This window comes from Treponema sp. R6D11 (genome assembly GCF_054786075.1).
Map to the genome: position 1 here is coordinate 1 of NZ_BDHD01000579.1, position 753 is coordinate 753.

At 42.2% G+C, this 753-nt stretch carries 1 protein-coding gene and 1 pseudogene; one reads left to right on the forward strand and one right to left on the reverse strand.

Annotation, left to right across the window (positions count from 1 at the left end; genetic code table 11):
• The first annotated feature begins 189 nt into the window (after positions 1 to 189).
• Positions 190 to 450 carry a hypothetical protein gene (locus ACYVTD_RS14805; protein ID WP_461248482.1) on the forward strand — a complete coding sequence of 87 codons (261 nt, stop codon included), beginning with the start codon at positions 190 to 192 and terminating at the stop codon, positions 448 to 450.
• Here ACYVTD_RS14805 and ACYVTD_RS14810 read toward each other — a convergent pair.
• Positions 434 to 753 (reverse strand): annotated as a pseudogene (locus ACYVTD_RS14810) (hypothetical protein); the annotation flags it as partial. The gene ACYVTD_RS14805 and the pseudogene ACYVTD_RS14810 sit on opposite strands and share 17 nt — an antisense overlap.

A 753-nucleotide genomic window follows, 5' to 3' on the forward strand; every position in this document is an offset into this window, starting at 1 on the left:
CAACTGTCAATTTTATTATTTTTTCTTTAGACATGGAGGGATAATACCACGAGATTATCAATTTTTCTAGTCATATTTTTAGTTGTTATTTTCTGGTACGCCCTTGTTCCCATCACAGGCGGCTTTTTAAACCGCTACAAATGGAAAAGATTCAGAAATCGATTTAATATTCTGCGTTTATCTCCCATTTTGGACTATAGCGGATACCGTAAATTGGACGGCGAAGGCGGCATTTTTCGATTTTCCGGCGAGATTGAATCAATTACGGACGGGCATACTCTTTGGGTAAAGGGCGATGATTTGACTATTCCTATTTCCATCGCCAAAACCAAATGCTTCCTTTTGCTGGTACATGACGGAGACGGATTCCCCGAAGCTCCGCAGGAAATTCGATGGAACCGAGTTTCCACAATAACAGAGGGCGCAAAAGTATTTATCGCAGGCAGATAAAAACAATATTGACAAAAACGCCTGCAAGCATTAACCCCCATGCCAGAATTTCAAGCATATATGCGCGTAACGCAAAAGAATTGGCAGGTTTGGCTGTAGGATCGGGAATAAATCCGTAACGGGCAAGGTCATAATCAGCCCTTAGTTTTCTTGAATCCCATGAAAGTCTGCGGTAAATGGAAGTAAATAAAATTCCCGGTGGAAAAACAGGAAGGGCGGGAATAAAAACAGCGGATAACGCGCAAATTACAGTTAATCGGAAGGCGGGGCGACCAAGGTAAGTCGCGGCGATAAAAATTAAAG